This window comes from Siminovitchia sp. FSL H7-0308 (genome assembly GCF_037980985.1).
Classification (GTDB): Bacteria; Bacillota; Bacilli; order Bacillales; family Bacillaceae_C; genus Siminovitchia; species Siminovitchia thermophila.
Map to the genome: position 1 here is coordinate 4,280,076 of NZ_CP150282.1, position 25,149 is coordinate 4,305,224.

Annotated in this window: 24 protein-coding genes; 20 read left to right on the forward strand and 4 right to left on the reverse strand. The window is 42.6% G+C overall.

Annotated features, from left to right (window positions below; all coding sequences use genetic code 11):
- The first annotated feature begins 18 nt into the window (after positions 1–18).
- From mnmG to MHB50_RS20090, 6 genes are all read left to right on the forward strand, one after another.
- Positions 19–1,917 carry a tRNA uridine-5-carboxymethylaminomethyl(34) synthesis enzyme MnmG gene (mnmG, locus tag MHB50_RS20065; RefSeq protein WP_077109402.1) on the forward strand — a complete coding sequence of 633 codons (1,899 nt, stop codon included), beginning with the start codon at positions 19–21 and terminating at the stop codon, positions 1,915–1,917.
- A gap of 14 nt (positions 1,918–1,931) precedes the next feature.
- The gene (gene rsmG, locus MHB50_RS20070) at positions 1,932–2,648 is read left to right on the forward strand and encodes a 16S rRNA (guanine(527)-N(7))-methyltransferase RsmG (RefSeq protein WP_205180043.1); all 717 of its coding nucleotides are present in this window, start codon (positions 1,932–1,934) and stop codon (positions 2,646–2,648) included.
- 97 nt (positions 2,649–2,745) lie between these two features.
- Positions 2,746–3,609 carry a nucleoid occlusion protein gene (gene noc / locus MHB50_RS20075; RefSeq protein WP_077109400.1) on the forward strand — a complete coding sequence of 288 codons (864 nt, stop codon included), beginning with the start codon at positions 2,746–2,748 and terminating at the stop codon, positions 3,607–3,609.
- A gap of 166 nt (positions 3,610–3,775) precedes the next feature.
- A complete protein-coding gene (locus MHB50_RS20080; protein ID WP_077109399.1) occupies positions 3,776–4,537 on the forward strand; it encodes an AAA family ATPase in 762 nt (253 codons plus the stop codon).
- Positions 4,530–5,378, forward strand: a complete 849-nt coding sequence (locus MHB50_RS20085; protein ID WP_077109398.1) for a ParB/RepB/Spo0J family partition protein — start codon at positions 4,530–4,532, stop codon at positions 5,376–5,378. The genes MHB50_RS20080 and MHB50_RS20085 overlap by 8 nt, the downstream gene beginning before the upstream one ends.
- 35 nt (positions 5,379–5,413) lie before the next feature.
- On the forward strand, positions 5,414–6,115 hold the full coding sequence (locus MHB50_RS20090) for a DUF554 domain-containing protein (protein WP_077109397.1): 702 nt from the start codon (positions 5,414–5,416) through the stop codon (positions 6,113–6,115).
- Positions 6,116–6,187: 72 nt separating this feature from the next.
- Here the strand turns inward: MHB50_RS20090 and yyaC are convergent, their stop codons facing one another.
- Complete coding sequence (gene yyaC, locus MHB50_RS20095; protein WP_077112048.1) at positions 6,188–6,784, reverse strand: spore protease YyaC; 597 nt, start codon at positions 6,782–6,784, stop codon at positions 6,188–6,190.
- 178 nt (positions 6,785–6,962) lie between these two features.
- Between yyaC and MHB50_RS20100 the strand changes: the two genes are divergently transcribed.
- From MHB50_RS20100 to dnaB, 13 genes are all read left to right on the forward strand, one after another.
- Positions 6,963–7,874, forward strand: a complete 912-nt coding sequence (locus MHB50_RS20100; protein WP_077112047.1) for a mechanosensitive ion channel family protein — start codon at positions 6,963–6,965, stop codon at positions 7,872–7,874.
- Positions 7,875–7,876: 2 nt separating this feature from the next.
- Complete coding sequence (locus MHB50_RS20105) at positions 7,877–8,074, forward strand: DUF951 domain-containing protein (RefSeq protein ID WP_077112046.1); 198 nt, start codon at positions 7,877–7,879, stop codon at positions 8,072–8,074.
- 108 nt (positions 8,075–8,182) lie between these two features.
- A complete protein-coding gene (gene ychF, locus MHB50_RS20110) occupies positions 8,183–9,283 on the forward strand; it encodes a redox-regulated ATPase YchF (RefSeq protein ID WP_077112045.1) in 1,101 nt (366 codons plus the stop codon).
- Positions 9,284–9,557: 274 nt separating this feature from the next.
- Positions 9,558–10,700 carry a thiolase family protein gene (locus tag MHB50_RS20115; RefSeq protein ID WP_205180045.1) on the forward strand — a complete coding sequence of 381 codons (1,143 nt, stop codon included), beginning with the start codon at positions 9,558–9,560 and terminating at the stop codon, positions 10,698–10,700.
- Positions 10,701–10,724: 24 nt separating this feature from the next.
- A complete protein-coding gene (gene menE / locus MHB50_RS20120) occupies positions 10,725–12,278 on the forward strand; it encodes an o-succinylbenzoate--CoA ligase (protein WP_205180047.1) in 1,554 nt (517 codons plus the stop codon).
- Positions 12,279–12,375: 97 nt separating this feature from the next.
- A complete protein-coding gene (locus MHB50_RS20125) occupies positions 12,376–12,720 on the forward strand; it encodes a DUF378 domain-containing protein (protein ID WP_077112042.1) in 345 nt (114 codons plus the stop codon).
- A 143-nt stretch (positions 12,721–12,863) separates the two neighbouring features.
- Positions 12,864–13,154: a 30S ribosomal protein S6 gene (rpsF, locus tag MHB50_RS20130; RefSeq protein WP_077112041.1), complete on the forward strand. Its 291-nt coding sequence runs from the start codon at positions 12,864–12,866 to the stop codon at positions 13,152–13,154.
- A gap of 51 nt (positions 13,155–13,205) precedes the next feature.
- Positions 13,206–13,715, forward strand: a complete 510-nt coding sequence (ssb, locus tag MHB50_RS20135) for a single-stranded DNA-binding protein (protein WP_077112040.1) — start codon at positions 13,206–13,208, stop codon at positions 13,713–13,715.
- Between the two features lie 24 nt (positions 13,716–13,739).
- Positions 13,740–13,976, forward strand: a complete 237-nt coding sequence (rpsR, locus tag MHB50_RS20140; protein ID WP_077112039.1) for a 30S ribosomal protein S18 — start codon at positions 13,740–13,742, stop codon at positions 13,974–13,976.
- 696 nt (positions 13,977–14,672) lie between these two features.
- On the forward strand, positions 14,673–15,608 hold the full coding sequence (locus MHB50_RS20145; protein WP_205180049.1) for a YybS family protein: 936 nt from the start codon (positions 14,673–14,675) through the stop codon (positions 15,606–15,608).
- A 25-nt stretch (positions 15,609–15,633) separates the two neighbouring features.
- On the forward strand, positions 15,634–17,607 hold the full coding sequence (locus tag MHB50_RS20150) for a DHH family phosphoesterase (protein ID WP_077112037.1): 1,974 nt from the start codon (positions 15,634–15,636) through the stop codon (positions 17,605–17,607).
- A complete protein-coding gene (gene rplI / locus MHB50_RS20155; RefSeq protein WP_205180051.1) occupies positions 17,604–18,053 on the forward strand; it encodes a 50S ribosomal protein L9 in 450 nt (149 codons plus the stop codon). Before MHB50_RS20150 ends, rplI begins: the two co-directional genes overlap by 4 nt.
- Positions 18,054–18,177: 124 nt before the next feature.
- Positions 18,178–19,542 carry a replicative DNA helicase gene (gene dnaB, locus MHB50_RS20160; protein ID WP_077112035.1) on the forward strand — a complete coding sequence of 455 codons (1,365 nt, stop codon included), beginning with the start codon at positions 18,178–18,180 and terminating at the stop codon, positions 19,540–19,542.
- A gap of 252 nt (positions 19,543–19,794) precedes the next feature.
- Here dnaB and MHB50_RS20165 read toward each other — a convergent pair whose 3' ends face one another.
- Genes MHB50_RS20165 through MHB50_RS20175 form a run of 3 tightly spaced genes read right to left on the reverse strand, consistent with a single transcriptional unit; the run spans position 19,795 to position 23,178 of the window.
- Complete coding sequence (locus tag MHB50_RS20165) at positions 19,795–21,192, reverse strand: amidase (RefSeq protein ID WP_205180053.1); 1,398 nt, start codon at positions 21,190–21,192, stop codon at positions 19,795–19,797.
- A gap of 1 nt (position 21,193) precedes the next feature.
- The gene (locus MHB50_RS20170) at positions 21,194–22,513 is read right to left on the reverse strand and encodes an MFS transporter (RefSeq protein WP_205180055.1); all 1,320 of its coding nucleotides are present in this window, start codon (positions 22,511–22,513) and stop codon (positions 21,194–21,196) included.
- Between the two features lie 14 nt (positions 22,514–22,527).
- Positions 22,528–23,178, reverse strand: a complete 651-nt coding sequence (locus MHB50_RS20175; RefSeq protein ID WP_077112032.1) for a GntR family transcriptional regulator — start codon at positions 23,176–23,178, stop codon at positions 22,528–22,530.
- Between the two features lie 651 nt (positions 23,179–23,829).
- Here MHB50_RS20175 and MHB50_RS20180 point away from each other — a divergent pair.
- A complete protein-coding gene (locus MHB50_RS20180; protein ID WP_077112031.1) occupies positions 23,830–25,116 on the forward strand; it encodes an adenylosuccinate synthase in 1,287 nt (428 codons plus the stop codon).
- The last annotated feature ends 33 nt before the right edge of the window (positions 25,117–25,149 follow it).

Sequence of the window (25,149 nt, forward strand, 5' to 3'; positions counted from 1 at the left end):
GATAAAGGAGCGTGTAACATGAAGCAATTTGAGGCAGGCCAATATGACGTGGTTGTAGTCGGAGCGGGCCATGCCGGATGCGAAGCTGGACTGGCGGCCGCCAGAATGGGAGCCAAAGTGCTCATGATTACAATTAATCTGGACATGGTTGCTTTTATGCCGTGCAATCCATCTATAGGCGGTCCGGCAAAAGGGGTCGTCGTTCGGGAAATTGATGCCCTTGGCGGAGAAATGGGTAAAAATATTGATAAAACAGCCATCCAAATGAGGATGCTCAATACCGGTAAGGGTCCGGCTGTTCAGGCACTGCGCGCCCAGGCGGATAAATTCCAATACCAGCATGAAATGAAAAATACGCTGGAGAATGAACCGAATATTACACTTCACCAGGGCATGGTGGAACGATTGATCGTTGAAGATGATATATGTCGCGGAGTTGTGACGATGACGGGAGCGGTCTATCGCGCCAAAGCGGTCGTCATTACAACGGGAACTTTCTTGCGCGGAGAAATCATTCTTGGCGAGTTAAAATATTCAAGTGGACCAAACAATCAACAACCGTCCATCAAACTGTCGGAACATCTGCAAGAGCTCGGCTTTGAAATAGAAAGATTTAAAACAGGCACTCCGCCACGCGTGAATAGCCAAACAATTGATTACAGCAAAACGGAAATTCAGCCTGGTGATGAAGAACCGAGGGCATTCAGTTATGAAACGATCAAAAAAGTGACAGACCAATTGCCATGCTGGCTGACGTATACGAATGAACGCACTCATCGTTTGATTGATGAGAATTTGCACCGTTCTCCGATGTTTTCCGGTATGATTAAGGGGACGGGCGCGCGCTATTGTCCATCAATAGAAGATAAGGTTGTTCGTTTTAGTGATAAGCCGCGCCACCAGATTTTTCTCGAACCTGAAGGGCGCCATACAAATGAAGTATATGTCCAGGGACTTTCAACAAGCTTGCCGGAAGAAGTCCAGCATGAACTGATCAAAACGGTTCCCGCTTTAGAACAGGCGCGAATGATGCGTCCGGGATATGCAATCGAATATGATGCGATCGTTCCAACCCAGTTGTGGCCGACTTTGGAAACAAAAAAAGTGAAAAATTTATATACGGCAGGCCAAATTAACGGAACATCCGGTTATGAAGAGGCGGCGGCCCAAGGGCTTATGGCGGGCATTAACGCCGCATGTAATATTTTTGGTAAAGATGAAGTGATTTTAAGCCGCTCCGATGCCTATATCGGCGTATTGATTGATGACCTTGTTACCAAAGGAACAAATGAACCATACCGGCTTTTAACGTCACGTGCTGAATACCGGCTGCTATTGCGCCAGGACAACGCCGACCTTCGCTTGACCGATATAGGATACGAACTGGGACTCATATCTGAAGAACGATACGAGCGGTATAAGCGGAAAAAAGCTGATATTGAATCCGAAATAAAAAGACTGCAAAAAACTATCTTAAAACCAAATGAAAAAACGCAGGCTATGATTAGAGGAGCGGGCGGCAGCGAGCTGAAAGACGGCATTCGTGCATCCGATTTATTAAAGCGTCCCGAAATGAAATATTCCCATATCATCCAGTTGGCGCCCGGTGAAAAAGAACTGCCGCAAGACGTGATTGAACAAGTTGAAATTCAAATTAAATACGAAGGTTATATCGAAAAATCTTTACAGCAAGTTGAAAAGCTGAAAAAACTTGAAAACAAAAAAATTCCCGAAGACATTGATTATGATGCCATCCAGGGCATTGCGACCGAGGCGCGCCAAAAGCTAAACAAAGTCCGTCCGCTTTCCATTGCCCAAGCTTCCCGGATCTCCGGCGTAAATCCAGCGGATATTTCTATTTTGCTAGTGTATATTGAACACGGAAAAATAGCCCGTGTTGCAGGGGATGGCGCTTAAGAAAGGGTTTATCAATGAATAGAGAGCAATTTACAAACGAATTAAAGAAAATGGGTATTGAACTAGACGAGCGTCAGCTCAACCAATTTGAACGGTATTACGAACTGTTGGTGGAATGGAATGAAAAAATGAATTTAACGGCGATCACCGATCATGAGGAAGTGTATTTAAAACACTTTTATGACTCGGTGAGCGCTGCGTTTTTCGTTGATTTTACAGGTTCCCTGTCGCTCTGCGATGTCGGGGCGGGAGCTGGATTTCCGAGTATCCCGCTTAAAATTTGCTTTCCGCAACTAAATATAACGATAGTCGATTCATTAAAAAAGCGGATTACTTTTTTACATGAACTTGCCAAAGAACTGAAACTAGAGAAAGTATTTTTTTATCACGACCGTGCGGAAACATTTGCTCAACATAAAGACTTCCGTGAACGATTTGATATCGTTACCGCGAGAGCAGTAGCAAAAATGTCTGTTTTAACGGAATTATGTCTGCCGCTTGTAAAAAAAGAAGGCATATTTGTGGCAATGAAGGCGGCAAACGCCGAAGAAGAATTAAAGGCGGCCGAAAAAGCGATCAAGCTGCTTGGTGGAAAAGAGCAAGCTGTCCACGATTTTACATTGCCAATAGAAGAAAGCGAAAGAAACATCATTATCATAAAAAAAGTTAAAAAGACTCCAAATAAATATCCGCGGAAACCTGGTACTCCCAATAAACTGCCGCTTGAATAAATATAGTCGGCAAAGGAGCAGTTGTTCGGCAGGGATTTGATTATTGGGATAGAATGTATTTAAAAAAGGGAGTTATTATTTCAAGGTGGTGTGAAGGATGAAACATCCTTTCTCGCGTTTTTTTGGATTGGGCGATAAAGAACTGCCGACAGAAAGAGAGACGGCGGAAGAGAGGGATGAGGTGAAACAAATAACAGTTTCAGACATCATTCCGAATCGTTTTCAACCAAGAACCATATTTGACGAAACAAAAATAGAAGAGTTGGCCCGGACCATTCATACGCATGGGATCATTCAGCCAATCGTCGTCAGGGAAGCAGAAAACAGCCAATATGAAATTATTGCCGGAGAACGAAGGTTCAGGGCAGTCAAGATGCTTGGCTGGGAAAAGATCCCCGCCATCATTAAAAATTTAAGTGACACGGAAACTGCCTCCGTTGCATTAATTGAGAATTTGCAGCGAGAAGAACTGACCCCAATAGAAGAAGCAATAGCTTATGGAAAGCTGCTGGAACTTCATAATTTAACGCAGGAAGCATTGGCGCAAAGATTAGGAAAAGGGCAGTCAACCGTTGCCAATAAACTTCGTTTGCTCAAACTTCCAGAACAAGTTCAAGAAGCTTTATTGAAAAAACAAATTACAGAACGTCACGCCCGGGCGTTAATACCGATAAAAGATCCCGAAAAACAAGTTGAATTGATGAATTTGATCGTTGAAAAAAACTTAAATGTAAAGCAAACGGAAGAACAAGTCGTAAGAATGCTTTCCACCGACAAGCAACAGCCTAAAAGAACGCCGAAAAAAAGAGCAATCAGCAAAGATATGCGGATTGCTGTCAATACGATCCGCCAATCACTTTCTATGGTGGCTGACAGTGGAATCAAACTAGATTCAACGGAAGAAGAGCATGAAGAATACTATCAAATTACGATTAAAATTCCTAAAAAGAAAGATTCATAGAAAATGACGAGCATGAGAAGCTTGAAAAACAAACAAGTTTCTCATTTTTTTACGGATAACTGGAATAAGTAAGAAATTTTTTATTTAAGCGTAATCCTCATAGAATATTTGTTAAAATAAATTAGGTGAGATAATTTACAGGAGGAAGTTAAGGTAGGTGACATAGTTGGGAAAGATCATTTCCATAGCCAACCAAAAAGGAGGAGTCGGAAAAACGACGACTTCTGTTAATTTAGGGGCTTGTTTGGCCTTTATTGGAAAAAAAGTATTGATTGTTGATATTGATCCTCAAGGAAATGCGACAAGCGGCGCAGGAATTGATAAAGGTGAAGTCAACGAATGCATATACGATGTACTTGTAGATGATTTGGCGATTGAAAAGGTGATTAAAGATACAGCGGTAGAAAATTTATATGTGGTTCCAGCGACGATTCAATTGGCAGGGGCAGAAATTGAGCTTGTTCCGACCATTTCGAGAGAAGTTCGCTTAAAGCGCGCGATGGACCAAATCAAGGATGACTTTGACTATATATTAATTGATTGTCCTCCTTCCCTTGGTTTGTTGACCATTAATGCATTGACGGCATCCGATTCCGTCTTAATCCCGGTCCAGTGTGAATACTATGCTCTTGAAGGATTAAGCCAGTTGTTGAACACCGTCCGTCTTGTACAGAAGCATTTAAACCACCATTTAATGATAGAAGGTGTCCTGTTGACAATGCTTGACGCAAGAACCAACCTGGGGCTACAAGTCATTCAAGAAGTAAAAAAATATTTTCAAAACAAGGTATATCAAACCATCATTCCGCGGAACATCCGGTTGAGTGAAGCTCCCAGCCATGGTGAACCGATTATTATTTATGATCCTAAATCCAGGGGAGCGGAAGTATATTTAGATCTCGCAAAGGAAGTGGCTGAAGTTGGCTAAAGGTCTTGGAAAAGGCATTAATGCTTTGTTTGCGAATATGGAAGTAGGAACCGAGGAAGCGGTTCGAGAAATAAGTCTAAGGGAAATTAAACCAAACCCATACCAGCCGCGAAAACTATTTTCCCCTGAAGCGATTGATGAATTAAAAGAATCCATTAAACAGCATGGTATTTTACAGCCTATCATCCTTCGCAAAATCGGAAAGGGCTATGAAATCGTAGCTGGTGAACGGCGCTTTCGTGCTGCAAAGGCCGCCAGATTGGCAACCATTCCTGCCGTCATTAGGGAATTTAATGATGAGCAGATGATGGAACTCGCCGTATTGGAAAATTTACAGCGGGAAGACTTAACACCCATTGAAGAGGCAAGAGCCTATCAAACGTTAATGACCAATTTGAATGTAACACAAGAAGAATTGGCCAAACGGCTTGGAAAAAGCCGCCCGCATATTGCCAACCATGTCAGACTTCTTGCCCTTCCTGCCGATATTCAGAAATATATTACGGAAGGCAAGCTTTCGATGGGGCACGGACGGACATTGCTTGGTTTAAAGCGGAAAGAGCAAATGAAATTAATGGCGGAAAAAACAATCAAAGAGGGACTGAACGTCCGCCAACTTGAAAAACTGATCCAAAACATAAACGAAAATGTTCCACGTGAAACAAAGAAAACACCACCTAAAAAAGATGTGTTTATCAGGGAACAGGAACATCGTTTACGGGAAAAGTTTGGAACAACCGTAACGATTAAGCAAACCAAAAACAAAGGAAAAATTGAAATAGAGTTTTTATCTCCGGAAGATTTAGAGCGCATTTTGGAGTTAATCAATTTACAAGATTAATATGGATGAGACATGGGAAAAAGTCAGGTGAGTACATGGTATTGCTGGGAACGATTGTAAATGGTATTTGCATTATCATCGGTACATTACTCGGAAGAATTTTGCGGTTCATTCCTGAAAAAATGAAAGAAACAGTTATGTACGGTATTGGACTATCCGTTATAGTACTGGGACTGCAAATGGGTTTTAAAAGTGAAAACTTCTTGATCGTCATCATTAGCATCGTGTTTGGCACTGTCCTCGGCGAATGGTGGTCGCTTCATGATCAATTAAATGCCTTGGGACGTTGGCTGGAAAAGCGCTTGGGTTCAAAAGAAGAGGGAACGGTCGCTCAAGGCTTTGTAACAGCAACCCTCATCTTTTTAATCGGCGCGATGGCGATTATCGGGGCGCTCGACAGCGGGATACGAAACGATCATGACGTCCTCTTTACTAAAGCGGTTATCGACGGTTTTACCGCCTTTATTTTATCTACGACACTCGGCATTGGGGTCATTTTTTCCGCTATTCCAGTTGTCGTTTATGAGGGAGTGATCGCGCTATTCGCAACCCAAATCAATCGAATCGTTCCTCAGCCATTAATGGATCATTTTATTTTGGAAATGACGGCAGTTGGTGGCATCATGATTTTTGCTATCGGGCTCAATTTAGTCGGCATAACAAAAATACGGGTTGCGAATTTACTTCCAAGCATTCTTGTCGTGGCCATGATCGTTACAATATTGCATTTTTTTTAGTAAAATATTTAATAAAAATCTAGCTGGGAATTGTGCCACGGTCAAACACTGTGGTTTTTTTATTTTTTCATGTTACTTTGCCGATCTTTTATCAGTCATATGAAAACGCATGCGTTGAAACATACTTTTCTGAAAACAAATGCGGTCCGCTTCCAAAATACCGGCGGAAATTTGCTTGGCCAGTTTCATGACAAGACTTAAGCGGGTGTTTTGCAGGACGACAAATTCCATATGGCCTGCCACATTGACGATTCCCGTAATGGATGCGTGGCCGACTTCGGGCAATTTTTTATGTACCCCGGCCCCCGGCTTGACGGGTCCTGCGTTCACTTTAATGTCGCCGATGCTCGCGATACGTCCGAGACAAGCATCAATTCCGATCATAAAGGGATTCCTGTAATGTGCTTTTATATATTTTAAAATGTTTTCGAGGTTCATGGCATGTACTGGATCATCCAGAGTCCCGAACACATGAAATACATTCAACCCATTTTCTTGTAAAAATGAACCGATTAAAGGCCCTAATGAATCCCCGGTGGAGCGGTCTGTACCGATGCAAACAACAACGATTGGCCGATCAACAGAGCGGGGAAACAGCCCTAATATCGTTTCACATATTTTATGTGAGGCCATTGGATCTTCATAATGTACAATCAGTTCATTTCCCATAAATGATTCCCCTTTCCTGTTCGCTCAGCCAACACGAATGAACCTTGTGATAACCAGTATACGAAGAAGCTGTCTTTTCTATACATGGATAAATTGCCGGCTCCTTTCATGTGTGGAAATGGAAGAAGGTTATTGATAAAATAGGAACCAAATCCAAGGCAAGCCAGGTGAAGACATATTGGAAGAAAAACTCGATCAAGTTGAAAAGCAAACAAACAAGTTCGTAGAAAAGTTTACCGATTTGGATTTATGGATTGATGTCGGCTTTGTGGCATTAAAAATTCTCATGATTTTAGTGCTATCCTTTATTGTGGTAAAAGTCGGAAGGGCAGCAATCCAAAACATTTTTAAAAGAAGAGCGAGAGTGCCTCTTCAGTTTTCAGAACGCAGGGAAGCAACGCTAGTGAAGTTGTTGCAAAACATATTAACTTATACCGTTTATTTTGTGGCGATCGTCACCATATTATCGTCATTGACAGTCGATGTAACGGGCCTTTTGGCTGGTGCGGGGATACTGGGGCTAGCTGTCGGATTTGGCGCCCAAAACCTTGTAAAGGATGTAATTGGCGGTTTTTTCATCATCTTTGAAGACCAATTTTCCGTCGGAGACTACGTAAGAATTGGCCAATTTGAAGGAACCGTTGATGAAATAGGGCTCCGCACTACGAAAATACTGAATTGGACAGGCGAACTATACATTATTCCAAACGGCAATATAACGGAAGTAACAAACTTTTCCCTCCACAACAGTGTCGCCATTGTTGATATCTTTCTCGGATATGACGCGGATTTAAAGAAAGTGGAAGCCCTGATCGAAAGCGTATTGGAAAAGATGCCGGAAAAATACGAGGAGATTGTCAGTCCGCCAAGTATTCTCGGCATTCAACAGTTTGGTGCTTCAGAAGTCATTTTAAGAGTAACGGCCGAAACATTACCGTTACAAAACTGGTACATTGCCCGTGAGATCAGGAAGGCGATCAAACTGGAACTGGATGAACACAAAGTAGATGCTCCGTATCAACGGATTGTCATGTTTTCAGGCACTGATCGTCAAGAGCCATCTCAATTAGGTGAAACAGAAGGGGGATAAAAATGGAGCAAAAAGAATTTGATCTTCATGACGTTGTAGAAATGAAAAAACCGCATCCATGTGGAACAAATCGTTGGCGCATCATTCGTATGGGGATGGATATTAGAATGAAATGTGAAGGCTGCGGCCATAGCGTCATGCTGCCCCGCAGGGAATTTACACGCAAATTGAAAAAAATCTTGGAAAAGCATGAAGGCTAATTCATGCTTTTTCTTATGGTTTACAGGGTTGTCTTTTATAGAAGGACTCTCTATAATTATGAATGGATTGGGGAGAGATTTTCCCTAGAGTAGAGGAGTGACCGATATATGGCTCTAACAGCAGGAATTGTTGGCTTGCCAAATGTGGGCAAATCAACTTTATTTAATGCGATTACAAAAGCCGGGGCAGAAGCTGCCAACTATCCGTTTTGTACGATTGATCCTAATGTGGGGATCGTCGAAGTGCCGGACCCACGCTTGGAAAAATTGACAGAGCTTGTCAAACCGAAAAAAACGGTGCCGACTGCTTTTGAATTTACGGATATTGCGGGGATTGTCAAAGGTGCCAGTAAGGGTGAGGGTCTTGGGAATCAATTTCTTTCCCACATTCGCCAGGTGGATGCCATTTGCCATGTTGTCCGCTGTTTTGCGGATGGAGACATTACCCATGTTTCCGGAAAAGTGGATCCAATTGATGACATCGAAACCATTAATTTGGAATTAATATTGGCCGACTTGGAATCAGTGGATAAACGTATTGGCCGTGTCGAAAAAATGGCCAAACAAAAAGACAAAGAAGCGATGGTTGAATTTGAAGTGCTTAGCAAATTAAAGGAAGCTTTTGAAGCGGATAAACCAGCCAGAGCCCTTGATTTTACGGAAGATCAGGCAAAAGTTGTAAAGCAATTCCACTTATTGACAAGTAAACCGGTATTATATGTAGCAAACGTCGGGGAAGAAGACGTTGCCAATCCTTCTGATAATGAATATGTACGAAAAGTCATGGATTATGCAGAAAATGACAATGCCGAAGTCATTGTCATTAGCGCAAAAATTGAAGAAGAAATAGCGGTTCTGGATGATGAAGAAAAAGCAATGTTCCTCGAAGAGCTTGGCATTAAAGAATCCGGCCTTGACCAGTTGATCCGAGCCGCATATGATCTGCTTGGTTTGGCAACATACTTTACGGCCGGGGAAAAAGAAGTACGTGCTTGGACTTTTAAAAAAGGAATGAAAGCTCCACAATGCGCCGGTATTATCCATACAGACTTTGAAAAAGGATTCATCCGTGCGGAAACAGTTTCTTACGAAGACTTGCTTGCTGCCGGTTCCATGACAGCTGCCCGGGAAGCCGGAAAAGTCCGTTTGGAAGGAAAAGAATATCTCGTTCAGGATGGAGATGTCATTCATTTCCGATTCAACGTCTAACGACTCTGCGAACAGTGCCCTATTTTTATATTTTTTTACACAAATAAACCGAACAATTATAAATGAATTGTTCGGTTTTTGGCTATTTCGTATTTGCTTATGTTCCAGGTTTTTTCGATTAGAAGGCGCGTAAATATGAATATGATGTATATGGCGGCCAGGCAATGCTAAAGCGAGCCTGGTTTTCTTTATGTTATAAAGCAGGATTAAATGGGGGTTACACCGAATGTATGAGGAATAGTTTGATCATTCCAACAAGGAGGAATCTTATTCCATGAGAGAAGTTGTCATAGTCGAGGCTGTCAGAACGCCCGTCGGGAAGAAAAATGGCATGTTAAGCGGCATTCGGCCGGATGAACTGTTAGCCAAAGTGCTGAAAGAGGTGGTTGACAGGGCCGGGATCGACAGTAGCTTGATTGAAGATGTGATTGCCGGCTGTGTCACGCAGGTAGGTGAACAAGCGAATGATATTGCCAGATTGGCCGCATTAATCGCCGGTTTTCCCATTACGGTTCCGGGGGTTACGCTCGACAGACAATGCGGATCAAGCCAACAGGCGGTCCATTTCGCTTCGCAAGCGATATTAAGCGGCGACATGGATGTTGTCATTGCCTGCGGGGTAGAAAGTATGTCACGTGTGCCGATGCTCTCAAACTTGCAAGGGGCAACATATAGTCCACTTTTAACAAATCGCCATGAAATCATCCATCAAGGGTTATCCGCGGAAAGAATTGCGGAAAAGTGGGATTTTACGAGAGAAAAGCTTGATCAATTTGCGCTAAAAAGTCATGAAAAGGCGCTGCGGGCTATCCAAGAAGGGCGGTTTGAAAAGGAAATCATCGAGATCGAGACTGAAAAAGGCATCATGAAAACCGATGAAGGCCCGCGGGAAGATACATCAATGGAAAAGCTTGCTAGTCTTGAACCACCTTTTTTGAAAAAGGGGAGAATCACAGCGGGAAATGCAAGTCAAATCAGTGACGGAGCGGCGGCCATTTTGCTAATGTCCCGGGAAAAAGCAAATGAGCTCGGCATAAAAGCCCGCTTTAGAATCACTGCGAGGTCAGTTGTTGGCTCGGATCCAACACTCATGTTGACAGGGCCGGTACCAGCAACTGAAAATGTATTAAAAAAGGCGGGGATGCGGCTTTCTGACATTGATTTATTTGAAATCAATGAAGCATTTGCTTCAGTCCCGCTGCACTGGCTGAAAGAGACAGGTGCCGATCCTGAGAAATTGAACGTAAACGGAGGAGCCATCGCTTTGGGGCATCCATTAGGAGCAAGTGGAGCAAGAGTCATGGCGACACTGGTTCATGAGTTGGAAAGACAAAATAAAAAATATGGGCTACAGGCAATTTGTGAAGGATTTGGCATGGCAAACGCAACCATTATCGAGCGGTTGGAGGGATCATAAAATAACCTTAAGGAGTGAAAAGAATTGGGGCCGACACTTAGGGATATTTTCGAACAAACTGTTGCCAAATTTCCAAGTAAAGAAGGTTTGGTCGATCGAAGGCTCGGCAAAAGATGGACGTACCAAGAATGGGACGAGGACGTCAACAAGCTTGCCAATGCTTTTAAACAGTCAGGGGTGCAAAAAGGAGACCGTGTTTCCACGGTTTTGTTTAATACGGCCGAATTGGCAACAACATTATTTGCCTGTATGAAAATTGGAGCTGTCTTTAATCCGGTCAATTTTCGGTTAACTGGAAAAGAAGTTGCGTTTATTTTACGAGATGCCAGCCCAAAGCTTGTTTTATTTGAAAACGCAACGGCCAGTGCGGTAAAAATGGCTGCACAATCGTTTCGGGACATGGAATTTTGGTCAATAGATGAATGTCATGAGCCTTTTGCCAAAAGCTATGAAGAGCAGGTAAGCGGCATGTCTTCTAAAAGACCTGAATGTAAACTGCATGAAGATGATCTTTATGCGATCATGTACACATCCGGAACAACTGGAATGCCAAAAGGGGTGATGCATTCTCACCGAAGTATGATTGATCAAAGCACCATTATGTCGGCAGTCATGCGCATTACGAAAAATGAAAGAGGCTTGAGTGTCGCGCCAATGTTTCACTGTGCAGAACTGCATTCTGCTTTTTTACCGCGCATCCTGATGGGCGGATCAAATATCATTATGCATCATTTCGATCCGAAGGAATTGATCAAAACAATTAAGGAAGAAAAAATCAGTTTCTTTTTTGCCGCCCCCACCATGTGGTATATGATGTTGAGGGAAGATTTATCACAAGCCGACTTTTCTTCGCTCCGTGCCGGTCTATACGGAGGGGCGCCGATGGCCCCGGTGCTTGTAAAAGAAGTCAATCAAATGTTAAACATTGACTTATATCAAGCATATGGCATGACGGAAATGGGCCCTGCTATTACTGTATTGTATGAAGATGAACAACTAATCAAATCGGGTTCATCCGGAAAGCCGCTAATCCAGCATGACGTGCGTATCGTCAAAACAAGGGAAGACGGTCCATCTGATCCTGAAGACATATGTGGAGCAGGTGAACTTGGAGAAATCATTGTTCGAGGCCCAAGCACGATGTTGGGATATTATAAACAGCCCGAAGCGACGACAGCAGTTTTTTACAAAGGATGGTACCATTCAGGAGACATCGGGTATGTTGACAGCGAAGGGTATCTTTGGGTGAGTGACCGGGTAAAAGATATGATTATTTCAGGAGGAGAAAACATTTATTCACGAGAGGTGGAAGATGTTTTATTTGAGCACCCGAAAGTATTGGATGCAGCAGTTGTCGGAGAGCCGGATGAAATGTGGGGAGAACGTGTCGTTGCCTTTATCGTGAGTAAAGATGAATTGTTGACAGCGGAAGAACTCGACCGCTTTTGTACGGAACAAGGCCGATTGGCGCGTTATAAGCGTCCGCGACGATATGAATTTGTTGATAAGCTGCCAAGAAATGCAAGCGGCAAACTGCAAAAATATCTATTGAGGGAAAAAAACAAAATAAACGGTTAGTTTTTCCAGTCATAAATACCCTTTTTCTTCAAAAAATAGAACAGAACCAATGGCATTTGTTATTGGTTTGGCCTTTGAGAAAAAGGGGGTGCACTGCGTGACAACACTTCGGAGAATTGCTTTGGCGTTAGTCATTATTGGCGCAATTAACTGGGGATTGATCGGATTATTTAGATTTGACCTCGTTGCGGCCATCTTTGGCGGACAAACTGCCGGCCTGTCAAGACTTGTTTACACATTAGTTGGATTAAGCGGCCTCATTTGTTTGTCTTACTTCTTTGATGGTGATACCGAGGAGGTTGCTCGGGATCGGGAAGTGGATCAGCAAGCAAGGACAAACACAACGAACCAACCGAACTATGGAACAGAGTTTGCTGAAGAACCAGATCTTGATAAATTGTATAACCCTTCACAAGAAACTTACGAAAAAGATAAAGAATGATGTAAAGGCCATGCAGCAGCATGGCTCTTACTTTTTTATGAATTGTTATTCTCTGGACTTTATGATATAATTTTTCCTTGTGAGTAATGAAAATTGCTCCTTGCCCCTTTAGGGGCCGCATAGACCACAAGGAGGTGTAAAAGATGAGAAAGTACGAAATCATGTACATCATTCGTCCAAACATCGAGGAGGAAGCAAAACAATCGCTCATCGAGCGTTTTGATCAAGTATTAACTTCTCATGGTGCAGAGATCATCGAATCAAAAGATTGGGGCAAACGACGTCTTGCATATGAAATCGAGGATTTCCGCGATGGTTTTTACCGTCTAATCCACACAAATGCAAGTCCTGAAGCAGTTCAGGAATTCGATCGGCTTGCAAAAATCAATGATGATATCATCCGTCACATTGTCATTAAAGAAGAAGAAAAATAAATGTTTCACGTGAAACAATTTTAAGAAGTACACGGGAAGGGGTTGATTCTGATGATGAACCGAGTTGTATTGGTAGGCAGATTAACGAGGGATCCGGAATTGCGGTATACCCCAAGCGGGGTGCCGGTCGCCAATTTTACATTGGCTGTAAACCGAACATTTACGAATCAGCAAGGGGAACGCGAAGCGGACTTTATTAATTGTGTCATATGGCGTCGTCCAGCAGAAAATGTCGCCAACTACTTAAAAAAAGGAAGTTTGGCTGGTGTTGATGGCCGGATTCAGTCGCGCAGTTATGAAGGGCAGGACGGAAAACGCGTGTATGTGACCGAAGTTGTTGCGGACAGTGTCCAGTTTCTGGAACCTAGAAGTGCAACCCAACAAGACCGAGGTGGAGATTTTGGAGGAAGCCAATTTGGTGGTGGAACCCAAAAAAGCCAAGGTTATTCTTATGGGCAACAGGAACAACAGGGAAGCCAAGGATATACTCGGACAGATGAAGACCCGTTCTCTAACGATGGACAACCGATCGACATTTCTGATGACGATCTACCATTCTAATCATCATAAAAGGAGGTTATGCAAATGGCAGGTGGACGCAGAGGCGGACGCAAACGCCGGAAAGTGTGTTTCTTTACTTCGAACGGAATTACACACATTGACTATAAAGATATAGACTTGCTTAAGAAGTTTATTTCTGAACGTGGCAAAATTCTTCCGCGCCGTGTAACTGGAACGAGCGCCAAGTATCAAAGAAAATTGACAGTGGCTATTAAACGTGCACGTCAAATGGCGCTTCTTCCGTTTGTTTCAGGTGAATAATGGTTTTCGAAACAGTAAGGGGTAGACTCTTGCTGTTTTTTTGTCCCGCTTTACGGGCTGAACGAGCATCGTAAATGGGGCGATTGGCAGATAAAAGCCGATTGGCTTAACCAACAATCGGCGAAAAAGGTTTCCAGAGATTGGAGCTTCACTTTCTGGCAGTGCCTCTCATTTTAAAAGATGGCAGGAAAACGGGAATGAAATAGAGGATGAACTTCCAGATAAATGGGTTTTAACCACAATCGGCGAAAAAGGTTGCTGGAGATTGGAGCTTCACTTTCCGCTTTAACGGGCAGTAGGCCTCCCAACAAAGCTGAAAGTAAGTCAAAGGGGTAAGATGTTGAGTTAGATTTCCAGTAAAGCTCGATTTTTTCGGGTCGACAAGACAAGTAAAAACCTTCGGCAGCGCCCTAGCGCGCGCGGTTTGATCGCCAAGATGTTTCGACACACCGGATGTGCGGGTGCAAGCGCAGTGGTGCCAAGGTGAGATTCGACAATATCGTCATCGTAAGTGAAAAAGCGTAAGTGTCGTCTTGAGCTTTCCAATAAGATGCTTTCGATCTTAGTCTTTGTTCTGCTTCTTATCAGTAAGATCATCTTTACTGATAAGAAGTTTTACTTTATAGCCATCAGTTGAATGAATAGTCAACAATCGTTAAAATGAAAAGGTATATATGTTTGTGATGAGGTGAAATAGTGAAAGATACCCGAATGCTCACGGAAGGGGCCCTCATGCTCGCTGTGTTTGCTGTGTTGATGTTCCTTTCCGTTTATGTCCCGGTCATTGCGTTTATCACTAGTTTATTTTTGATTCTTCCATTTCTTTTATACAGTGCAAAGCACCCGCTGAAACATGCGTTTCTTTTACTGATCGGTGCTATTGCGATGTCAGCTATTATCAATATCATGTTTGTTCCGATTGCCATCTTGTACGGAACGACAGGGTTGGTGATGGGGTATTGTATTAGAAGCGGAAAGAGCAAACTGATTTCATATATGGCATCAAGTATGGTGTTTTTAGGAAATATTGTTCTCTTTTACATCGCGGCCGTTATACTATTAGAAATCAACCTTATGGATGAATTGATAAAGAGCTTTCGATCTTCGGGCGAAAGTTATGCCGAACTTATGAAATCATTGGGGCAAGTGCCCAATGAGCAAGTTACACAGCAAATAGAAGAAATGATCAAGTTACTGAAAGCATTGGCGCCAAGCTTGCTGATCGGGGTTTCTTTTCTGACAGTCATACTGTTGATGGCTGTGAACTTTCCGATATTGAAAAGAGTCGGCGTGAATGTTCCGCAATTCTCTCCATTCCGTACTTTAAAATTTCCGAGAAGTATTTTATGGTATTATTTAATTACCATCATTATTTCACTTGTAGCTGACTTGGAAGAGGGTACATATTTATATATGGTCGTCATGAATGCGACTTATATTTTGCAAATGATTCTGTTTATCCAGGGATTGGCTTTTATCTTTTATTACAGTTATTTGAAAAGCTGGCCTAAAGCCATTCCAATCATGGCTACGGTCATGACCTTTTTATGGCCGATCTTTTTTTCAATCGTCAAGTTATTGGGTATAATTGACTTAGGTTTTGATTTAAGAGAGCGGTTGGCTAAGAAGTAAATTTAGGATTAAGGGAGCTGAAAGGATGCCTCCATATAAAAAGCAAGGGAAGAACCGTTATCCGATCTTTGGAATAGTCGCTCTTAACGTCGTTCTTCTGATCATCATCAGTTTCCAATACTGGTGGGCGGGTGCATTTGGTGCTCTCTTGCTCGGGATTTTCATTTTCTTTACAATACAAGCGGAAAATGAGAGGCTGCGCGAAACAGAACAATACATCTCGACGATCTCCCATCGCGTTAAAAAGGTGGGAGAAGAAGCGCTGTTGGAAATGCCGATCGGGATCATGCTGATCAATGATGATTATGATATTGAATGGACAAACTCTTATATGGCTTCCTGTTTAAGCGAAAATACACTTGTGGGAAAGACTTTATATGATATCTCGGAAGCGCTTGTTAAACTCGTAAAGGAAGAACGAGCGACGGATATTGTCACATTAAATGAGCGGAAATACCGTGTCCAAGTAAAAAATGAAGAACGCCTTCTTTATTTTTTTGATGTGACAGAAGAAATAGATACGGCCAAACGGTATCAAGAAGAACGTCAGGTTATCGCGACCATTTTAATTGATAATTACGATGACGCTACACAAGGAATGAATGACCAAACGAAAAGTGAACTGAACAGCACCGTTACGGCGCTTTTAAATAATTGGGCCATAGAGCGGGACATCTTCCTGAAAAGAACATCATCCGACCGGTTTATTATTTTATTAAATGAAAAAATTCTCAAGCAATTGGAGCAGGAAAAGTTTTCTATTTTAGATACCGTGAGGGAAACGACAGCAAAGCAACATGTGCCTTTAACGCTCAGTATCGGTGTTGGGCTGGGGGTATCATCCTTTCCTGAACTCGGCGCTTTATCGCAATCAAGCCTGGATCTCGCGCTTGGACGCGGAGGCGACCAGGTTGCCATGAAATTGCCGAACGGGAAATTGAAATTTTATGGCGGGAAGACCAATCCGATGGAAAAAAGAACGCGGGTTCGCGCACGGGTCATTTCCCATGCCTTGAAGGATTTGATTACAGAAAGCGACAAGGTCATTGTCATGGGGCATAAATATCCCGATATGGACGCTATCGGTGCGGCAATCGGTATTAGAAAAGCCGCCCATATGAATCATCGGGAAGGCTATATTGTGATCGATTTTGACGAAATAGACCAGAGTGTCAGAAGGCTGATTGAGGAATTAAAAAATGAACCCGATATTTATACAAGGCTCATTACACCGGAAGATGCCTTGGAAATTGCGACGGAAGATACATTGCTCGTTGTTGTGGACACACATAAGCCATCTCTCGTTATTGAAGAAAAACTGTTAGGTAAAACGGATCGGATCGTTGTCATCGATCACCATCGACGAAGTGAAGATTTTATCAATAAGCCGTTGCTTGTCTATATGGAGCCGTATGCTTCATCCACCTCAGAGCTTGTTACAGAACTGTTGGAATACCAGCCCAAAGGAAAAAAACTGCATCGACTTGAGGCAACCGCTCTTCTTTCTGGCATTATTGTAGATACTAAAAGTTTTACGCTTAGGACAGGTTCCCGAACATTTGATGCGGCTTCTTATTTAAGGTCACGCGGGGCGGACACGGTTCTTGTGCAAAAGTTTCTGAAAGAAGATGTGGAATCGTATGTAAAGCGGGCGAAATTGATAGAAACAATGGAATTTTACGGTGATGGGATTGCGATTGCGACGGGTGCGGATGATGTGATTTATAATCCGATCATGATTGCCCAAACAGCGGATACGCTGCTGACGATGGAAGGTGTAAATGCCTCATTCGTTATTTCAAAGAGAGATGAAAACACTGTCGGCATCAGCGCCCGTTCACTCGGTGAAGTAAATGTTCAAATCGTTATGGAAATGTTGGGCGGAGGAGGCCACTTGTCGAACGCAGCTGTCCAACTGACGGATGTATCCGTTTTGGAAGCCGAGTTGCAATTAAGGCAAGTGTTGGATGAATATTTCGAGGGAGGTCAATCTTCATGAAAGTCATTTTTTTAAAAGATGTCAAGGGAAGAGGAAAAAAAGGGGAAATCAAAGATGTTGCTGTCGGCTATGCACAAAACTTTTTATTTAAACAAGGCTTGGCAATCGAAGCAACTCCCGGAAATTTAAAGGCGCTTGAAAACCAGCAGAAAAAAGAAAAACAGAGAGAAAAAGAGCTGTTGGAAGAATCTAGACAATTAAAGGAAAAACTTGAAAAAATCTCCGTGGAAATCACAGCAAAGTCGGGAGAAGGCGGAAGACTGTTCGGATCGATTACGAATAAACAGATTGCTGATGAATTGAAAAAAACGCATAATGTTAAGGTCGATCGAAGAAAAATTGAACTTGACCAGCCGATCCGTTCACTTGGAGTGACGAAAGTACCGGTCAAAGTCCATCCTGAAGTAACGGCAACACTCAATGTACATGTAAAAGAGCAAAACTGAAATTCATATATGTCTCCATATCATTTCATGGTAAAATGGAATAAGTATTTAAAATGTGATCCGGATACCGGTCACATTTTTTCTATGGCATGTTTTATGCGGGAGCAGGGAGGGGGATTGAACAGTGAATGATTTATTAATAGACCGTACGCCACCGCAAAATATTGAAGCGGAACAGGCAGTGATCGGTGCTGTTTTTCTTGAGCCTTCAGCGATCGTATTAGCATCGGAAATCCTTGTGCCCGAAGATTTTTACCGGAGCGCCCACCAGAAAATTTTTGAAGTGATGATTGAATTAAACGAATCGGGAAAAGCGGTGGATCTTGTCACGGTAACCGAAAAATTGGCGGCATCCAAACTGCTGGAAGATGTAGGAGGAGTTTCTTATTTAAGTGAACTCTCCATATCGGTGCCCACAGCCGCTAATATTGGTTATTATGCCCGGATCGTGGAAGAAAAAGCGCTCCTGCGCCGTTTAATCCGTACGGCCACTGACATTGCCACGAACGGCTACACACGGGAAGACGAAGTGGAAGAACTGCTCGATGAAGCCGAAAAAAGCATTATGGAAGTAGCCCAGCGGAAGAACGCCAGCGCTTTTCAAAACATAAAAGATATTCTCGTCCGAACATATGACAATATTGAAATGCTTCACAACCGTAAAGGGGAAATTACCGGGATTCCTACGGGATTCTCTGAACTGGACAGGATGACCGCAGGCTTCCAGCGAAATGATCTGATCATTGTTGCCGCCCGTCCATCAGTCGGTAAAACGGCTTTTGCATTGAATATCGCGCAGAACGTTGGAACAAAAACCGATGAAAATGTCGCGATCTTTAGCCTGGAGATGGGGGCAGAGCAGCTCGTCATGCGTATGCTTTGTGCCGAAGGCAATATCGATGCCCAAAATTTAAGAACAGGGGCACTGACAGATGAGGATTGGCGTAAGTTGACGATGGCAATGGGGAGCTTGTCCAATTCCGGTATCTATATTGACGATACCCCTGGAATCCGTATTAGTGAAATCCGTTCCAAATGCCGCAGGCTGAAACAGGAACACGGTCTTGGGATGATCTTGATTGATTATTTGCAGCTTATTCAGGGCAGCGGACGTGCTAAAGAAAACCGGCAGCAGGAAGTATCGGAGATTTCCCGTTCATTAAAGGCATTGGCCCGTGAATTGGAAGTTCCCGTCATTGCCTTATCCCAGTTGTCCCGTGGTGTGGAACAGCGTCAGGACAAGCGCCCGATCATGTCTGACATCAGGGAGTCGGGAAGTATCGAGCAGGATGCTGATATTGTGGCATTCCTGTTCCGCGAAGATTATTATGATCAGGAATCAGAAAACAAAAATATCATTGAAATCATTATAGCGAAACAGAGGAACGGCCCGACCGGGACCGTCCAGCTTGCCTTTGTCAAAGAATATAATAAATTCGTCAATTTAGAGAGAAGGTTTGACGATTCCGCCGCGCCGCCTGGCGCATAGCGATTGAGCACTTCGTATTCGGAGTGCTTTTATTTGTGCCTTTTGACGCCAATATAGCCTCGTCACTTTCATGGCTGTCCTTTATGTTTAAAAAGCGAATTTCTAATAAAATAACCAGAGGTGCTGTCCGGAAAGTAATATTTCAGCTTGAAAGTTTAAAAAACCAACCCAAGAATACTGTAAAATCAACATTCTTGGGTTTTAAATGTTAGTTCATGTATTCTAAAATGGACTTTTTAGACAGCTCCCCATTTATTTTTGTGGAAAAGCATCTTGAAATCTGTCTTGATACAATCCGCTTTGTTCCAAAGCATAGCCAAACTGATATAATTCAGCTTCATCACCATGTTTTGCAATGAATTGAACGCCAATTGGCAGGTTATGCATGGATAAGCCGCAAGGAAGCGACAAAGACGGATTGCCTGTATAGTTTGTTGGCGATGTCAATCTTAACAATGCATGGCGAACAGCTTCCGTTTGGCCTTGAATTTGTACTTCCCGCTGGCCAATATTAGTTGGTAGAATAGGGAGTGTCGGAGTGAGCAATACATCGACGTCATCAAAGACCTGATTATATTCGGCAATTAACTGGCTTCTTTCGACTTGTGATTGCACATATTCATAGCCTTTAATAGCTTGACTTGCGACTAATCTTTCAAATACCTCATCGTCTACATCGCCTTTGTGGTTTTGGATAGTATCTTCATGTACCGCCGCAGCTTCTGATTGAATCGTTATACTTTGCGCTATTGCGATTTTATCCAAAATAGGAATATCCACTTTCTTAATGATGACACCGAGTTCTTCATACATATGGATGCAATGAATGACCTCTGCGTGCACTTCTTCGGCGATGAAATCAAAATAATAAGAGGGAATACCTAACGTTTTTCCTTTTACATCTTGGCCAATCAAAGAGGAGTAGTCCTTTTTTTCCATTTTCAAAGAGTACGGATCCTCTGAATCATATCCGGCTATAACGTTTAGCAATAACGCGTTATCCTTTATATTCTTGGTCATCGGTCCAATATGATCAAGAGTATAAGCCAGAGGAAATGATCCTTTTTTGCTCACCAGCCCAAAGGTCGGCTTCATCCCGACAATTCCGCACGCCGAGGATGGAATCCGGATAGATCCGCCTGTATCGGTTCCTAAAGCGCCAGTGACCATGCCGGAGGCAACAGCGGCGCCTGAGCCACTGCTCGATCCGCCGGTAATTTTATCTAAATGATGCGGATTGCGGCACGGCCCAAAATAGGATCGGTCACCGATTGGTCCATAAGCAAATTCATGTGTATTCGTTTTTCCTATTATTACCGCACCGGCATCTTTTAATTTTTGGACAACCGTTGCATCCGTGTCGGGGATAAATTGTTCATATAGTTTCGAACCCATTGTTGTCCGAATCCCTTTTGTAAAAATTAAATCTTTTATGGCAATAGGGATGCCGTGAAGCGGGCTTCTTATTTTGCCGGACAATAACTCCTGTTCGAGTTTTTTGGCGGTTTGTAAAGATTCTTCTTCTGCAACCGTAATAAAGGCATTGCATTTTGGATTTTCTATCGCAATTTTATGCAAAGTTTCTTTTACCAATTCAACAGGTGATAATTCTTTCTTTTTCATTAATTTTGAAATTGATAAAATATCCATATTACGCTTCCGCCTTACTTAATGTATTCGTTACTTGCCGTTGACCAGGTTTCACAAAGAGCATTGCAATCATTCCTGCGCCGGATGCGATCGCAGCTGCCACAAACATCGAAGTGTAACCAAAACTGACAACTAAAAACCCGGTTAATATCGGGGCTATAATGGTAGCTGTATTGGTAATAAAGTGTGTAATGCCGCCAAATGTACCTGCTCGGCTCGGTTCCGTATCAATAATAACCGACCAATAAACAGAATTTGGAAGTGAATTAAACGCATTCCCGATACACATCAAGACCATAACACCGACAATGGTGTTTGCGGTAGGGATCAACATGAAACATATAGCTGTCAATAACAATGAAACAACGGCCAGTCCAGACCTCGCGATTCGCAGACTTCCTGTTTTGAGACGCAAGTAGTCGGAAATTTTTCCGCCAAGCAATACGGTAAAACAGGCTCCAATCCAAGGAATCATTCCCAAATACCAAAGAGATGATAACTGAAAGCCAAATTGATCTTGTAAGTATTTCGGAGTCCAAGTAAGCAATAAAAAGTTAATATATTGGAAAGCAAAATAGCCTAAAGCATTAAAAACGAGTGTCGGATTTTTAAAGAAATGATACCATTTAATTGAATCATCATGCTTACTAACGACTTTTTCATTTGGCAATAAATCTTTTACAGAGCGGATTTTTTCCAACTCTTCCTTTGATACATTCGGGTTTTGCTCGGGTAAATCCGTAAACATTTTTGCCCATATGAAAACCCATACAATTCCCAGGCTGCCCAAAATAATAAACATCATTTTCCAGCTTGTGACAGATAATAGCCCAACTGCGGCAGGCGCTGTTAACAATGCCCCGAGCGGAGTTCCTAATAACCCCAAGGATACAGCAAATCCACGTTCTCTGGGTGTTGCCCAGTTCGCATTTGTTTTATTAATGGTTGAAAACGTCGGCCCTTCGGCAAATCCAAATAAGATACGAATGATGGCAAATCCGGTTAGAGCAGAGCCGCCAAACAGGGCCATACCAATATCTCCGGCAAATGCAGTGGCGATGACAAACAAGGACCAGCCAATTCCGATAAAAATCCAAACAAATTTGGGTCCTTTCTTATCCGCGAGAATTCCTCCGAAGAGAGAACCGAATAAATATCCGAATCCAAAATATCCTAGTACGGCTCCCCATGAAATAGGGTCAAATCCATACTCGCCAATAATATCTTTTTGTGCGTATGAAATGGCTCCTCTATCGATATAGTTGATGATCACCATCAAAACCATCATTAACATAATTTGATAGCGGTAATTATGCTTCATGTAACATCCATCCTTTATAAAGTTGAAAAGTATTTTTGCGCTTCAAATCTCACCCGATCATAATGGTGAGCCAAAGTTTTTTCCACATGATTCGTTTGTAATCCTTCTAACACTTTCAAATGTTCATCAATCACTTCTGTTCGTCTGATCGGACTTTTTAAAACTTTCATCGCGATTCTGCGCATCAAGTCATACACTTGATCACTTATGGAGACCATCTTTTTATTATTGCCAAAATGGTTGATGGTTTTATGAAATTCTTGATCTATTAAAGTAAACTCGTAGTCGGATTGTTTCGTTGAGACCGATTCCATTTTATTGATGATGTTTTGAAGTTGTTCAATTTGTTCACTAGTAATCGTTTCTGCCACTTTTTTTGCCATTGCGGTTTCAAATATTAACCTCACTTCTAAAATATCATCTACATCCTTCATCGTTAAAGGGCTTACATAAGTGCCTTTATAAGGAATTGATATGAGCCATTCTTCCGCTTCTAATCTTTGGATGGCCTCTCTAAATGGTGTTCTGCTTATACCAAATAACTCCTTGGCTTTATTTTCAGTTAGTACTTCATGATCGGTTAAAACCCCCTTGATGATTGCCTCTTTAATGACGTGATAGGATTGTGCTTTTAACGACTTTGGGTTTATAAAAGACATTTCCATCTTTTGTACCTCCTATTGAAAATTAATCTTAAAGCAGTAAAAGTAATTTGTAAATATATAATATATGATACAGAACATTCAGTATTTAATGGCGAATGAATTTTTTATGTTGGAGCATAAGCAGACATTTGAGGGCCACTTTTCCGACTAGAATAGATGATTCGGGAAGGCAGAGGAGCATGGATGGATGTGAATTACATATCAAGAAGACAGTGTGGCTAATAGAAAAACTGTTCGGAGAATGAGTATGATGAACTGGAATCGGCACTTATCAGTTTATGAAAAATTCGTGTTACAAACACTTAGGAAAAGACTTACCAACTGCGTATATAAGGAGGTTGATGTGCCGTAAAAGACCCTGCAGTATCAAGAAACAGGGCAGAGATGGCGTTTAGCGCTTTTTGGTCTTATTCGCTATATGACTTGGCCCGCCTCTTCTTTTTGGGAAAGGGAGCAAGTGAAGAATACTGTTAAAACCTTTACCAAGTAGGTTATAATAAATGAGGGAGAACCTTGCTTTAAAGACGAACAAATTATGATAGTTCAATTGTTAATGTTCGCCTTTTGGCTTGACTCTAGGCAAGGCCCATTGATAAAATATAATTAATTCATATTAGGGTTCATTTTTGAGCCAGCGGAGGTGCTTTTTGCATGTCATCAGTAGTGGTTGTCGGAACGCAATGGGGAGATGAAGGAAAAGGGAAAATTACGGACTTTTTATCAGAAAATGCAGAAGTGATTGCCCGTTATCAAGGAGGCAACAATGCAGGCCACACAATTCAATTTAACAACGTTACATATAAACTGCATTTAATTCCGTCGGGAATTTTTTATAAAGATAAAATCAGTGTAATTGGAAACGGCATGGTGGTTGATCCGAAAGCGCTTGTAAAAGAGCTGGAATATTTGCATGGCCATGCTGTTTCAACGGATAATTTAAGAATTAGCAACAGGGCTCACGTTATTTTGCCTTATCATCTGAAAATTGACGAAGTGGAAGAAGAACGTAAGGGCGCTAACAAAATCGGTACGACAAAAAAAGGAATCGGTCCCGCGTATATGGACAAAGCGGCACGTGTCGGCATTCGGATTGCCGATCTGCTGGACAGGGAAGTGTTCGAAGAAAAACTGACGCGCAACCTGGAAGAGAAAAACCGGCTTCTTGAGCGTTTTTATGAAACAGACGGTTTTAAACTGGAAGATATTTTGGATGAATATTATGAGTACGGACAACAGTTCAAGGAGTATGTGTGTGATACATCTGTTGTGCTGAATGATGCATTGGATGAAGGCAAGCGTGTCCTCTTTGAGGGAGCGCAAGGGGTCATGCTTGATATTGACCAGGGAACATATCCATTTGTAACCTCATCCAACCCGGTCGCAGGCGGTGTGACGATCGGTTCCGGCGTGGGGCCGACGAAAATTGACCATGTTGTCGGTGTATGTAAGGCGTATACGTCAAGAGTGGGAGATGGCCCGTTTCCGACTGAATTGAAAGATGAGATTGGCGATCAAATCCGCGAGGTCGGCCGTGAGTACGGAACGACGACCGGACGCCCGCGCCGTGTTGGCTGGTTTGACAGCGTTGTGGTCAGGCATGCCCGCCGTGTCAGCGGCCTTACAGACCTGTCGTTGAATTCCATTGACGTATTGACGGGTATTCAAACATTGAAAATTTGCACGGCGTATGATTATAAAGGCACAATGATTACAGAATACCCTGCTAACTTGAACATCTTGAAAGAGTGCAAGCCTGTTTACGAAGAATTGCCTGGCTGGACAGAAGACATCACCGGCTGCAAAACACTCGATGAGCTTCCTGCCAACGCACGCCATTACCTGGAGCGCGTTTCGCAATTAACCGGCGTCACACTTTCCATTTTCTCCGTGGGGCCTGATCGCTCGCAAACAAATGTCATAAGAAGTGTTTGGAGATAAAGTGAAATTTGAAAAAGAGGTTGAACATCGTGA

What these genes read in the sequence shown, in the direction of transcription:
- mnmG (WP_077109402.1), top strand. Translation starts at nt 19, where the DNA reads ATGAAGCAATTTGAGGCAGGCCAATATGACGTGGTTGTAGTCGGAGCG.
- rsmG (WP_205180043.1), top strand. Translation starts at nt 1,932, where the DNA reads ATGAATAGAGAGCAATTTACAAACGAATTAAAGAAAATGGGTATTGAA.
- noc (WP_077109400.1), top strand. Translation starts at nt 2,746, where the DNA reads ATGAAACATCCTTTCTCGCGTTTTTTTGGATTGGGCGATAAAGAACTG.
- MHB50_RS20090 (WP_077109397.1), top strand. Translation starts at nt 5,414, where the DNA reads ATGGTATTGCTGGGAACGATTGTAAATGGTATTTGCATTATCATCGGT.
- yyaC (WP_077112048.1), bottom strand. Translation starts at nt 6,784, where the DNA reads ATGGGAAATGAACTGATTGTACATTATGAAGATCCAATGGCCTCACAT.
- MHB50_RS20105 (WP_077112046.1), top strand. Translation starts at nt 7,877, where the DNA reads ATGGAGCAAAAAGAATTTGATCTTCATGACGTTGTAGAAATGAAAAAA.
- ychF (WP_077112045.1), top strand. Translation starts at nt 8,183, where the DNA reads ATGGCTCTAACAGCAGGAATTGTTGGCTTGCCAAATGTGGGCAAATCA.
- MHB50_RS20115 (WP_205180045.1), top strand. Translation starts at nt 9,558, where the DNA reads ATGAGAGAAGTTGTCATAGTCGAGGCTGTCAGAACGCCCGTCGGGAAG.
- rpsF (WP_077112041.1), top strand. Translation starts at nt 12,864, where the DNA reads ATGAGAAAGTACGAAATCATGTACATCATTCGTCCAAACATCGAGGAG.
- ssb (WP_077112040.1), top strand. Translation starts at nt 13,206, where the DNA reads ATGATGAACCGAGTTGTATTGGTAGGCAGATTAACGAGGGATCCGGAA.
- rpsR (WP_077112039.1), top strand. Translation starts at nt 13,740, where the DNA reads ATGGCAGGTGGACGCAGAGGCGGACGCAAACGCCGGAAAGTGTGTTTC.
- MHB50_RS20150 (WP_077112037.1), top strand. Translation starts at nt 15,634, where the DNA reads ATGCCTCCATATAAAAAGCAAGGGAAGAACCGTTATCCGATCTTTGGA.
- rplI (WP_205180051.1), top strand. Translation starts at nt 17,604, where the DNA reads ATGAAAGTCATTTTTTTAAAAGATGTCAAGGGAAGAGGAAAAAAAGGG.
- MHB50_RS20165 (WP_205180053.1), bottom strand. Translation starts at nt 21,192, where the DNA reads ATGGATATTTTATCAATTTCAAAATTAATGAAAAAGAAAGAATTATCA.
- MHB50_RS20170 (WP_205180055.1), bottom strand. Translation starts at nt 22,513, where the DNA reads ATGAAGCATAATTACCGCTATCAAATTATGTTAATGATGGTTTTGATG.
- MHB50_RS20175 (WP_077112032.1), bottom strand. Translation starts at nt 23,178, where the DNA reads ATGGAAATGTCTTTTATAAACCCAAAGTCGTTAAAAGCACAATCCTAT.
- MHB50_RS20180 (WP_077112031.1), top strand. Translation starts at nt 23,830, where the DNA reads ATGTCATCAGTAGTGGTTGTCGGAACGCAATGGGGAGATGAAGGAAAA.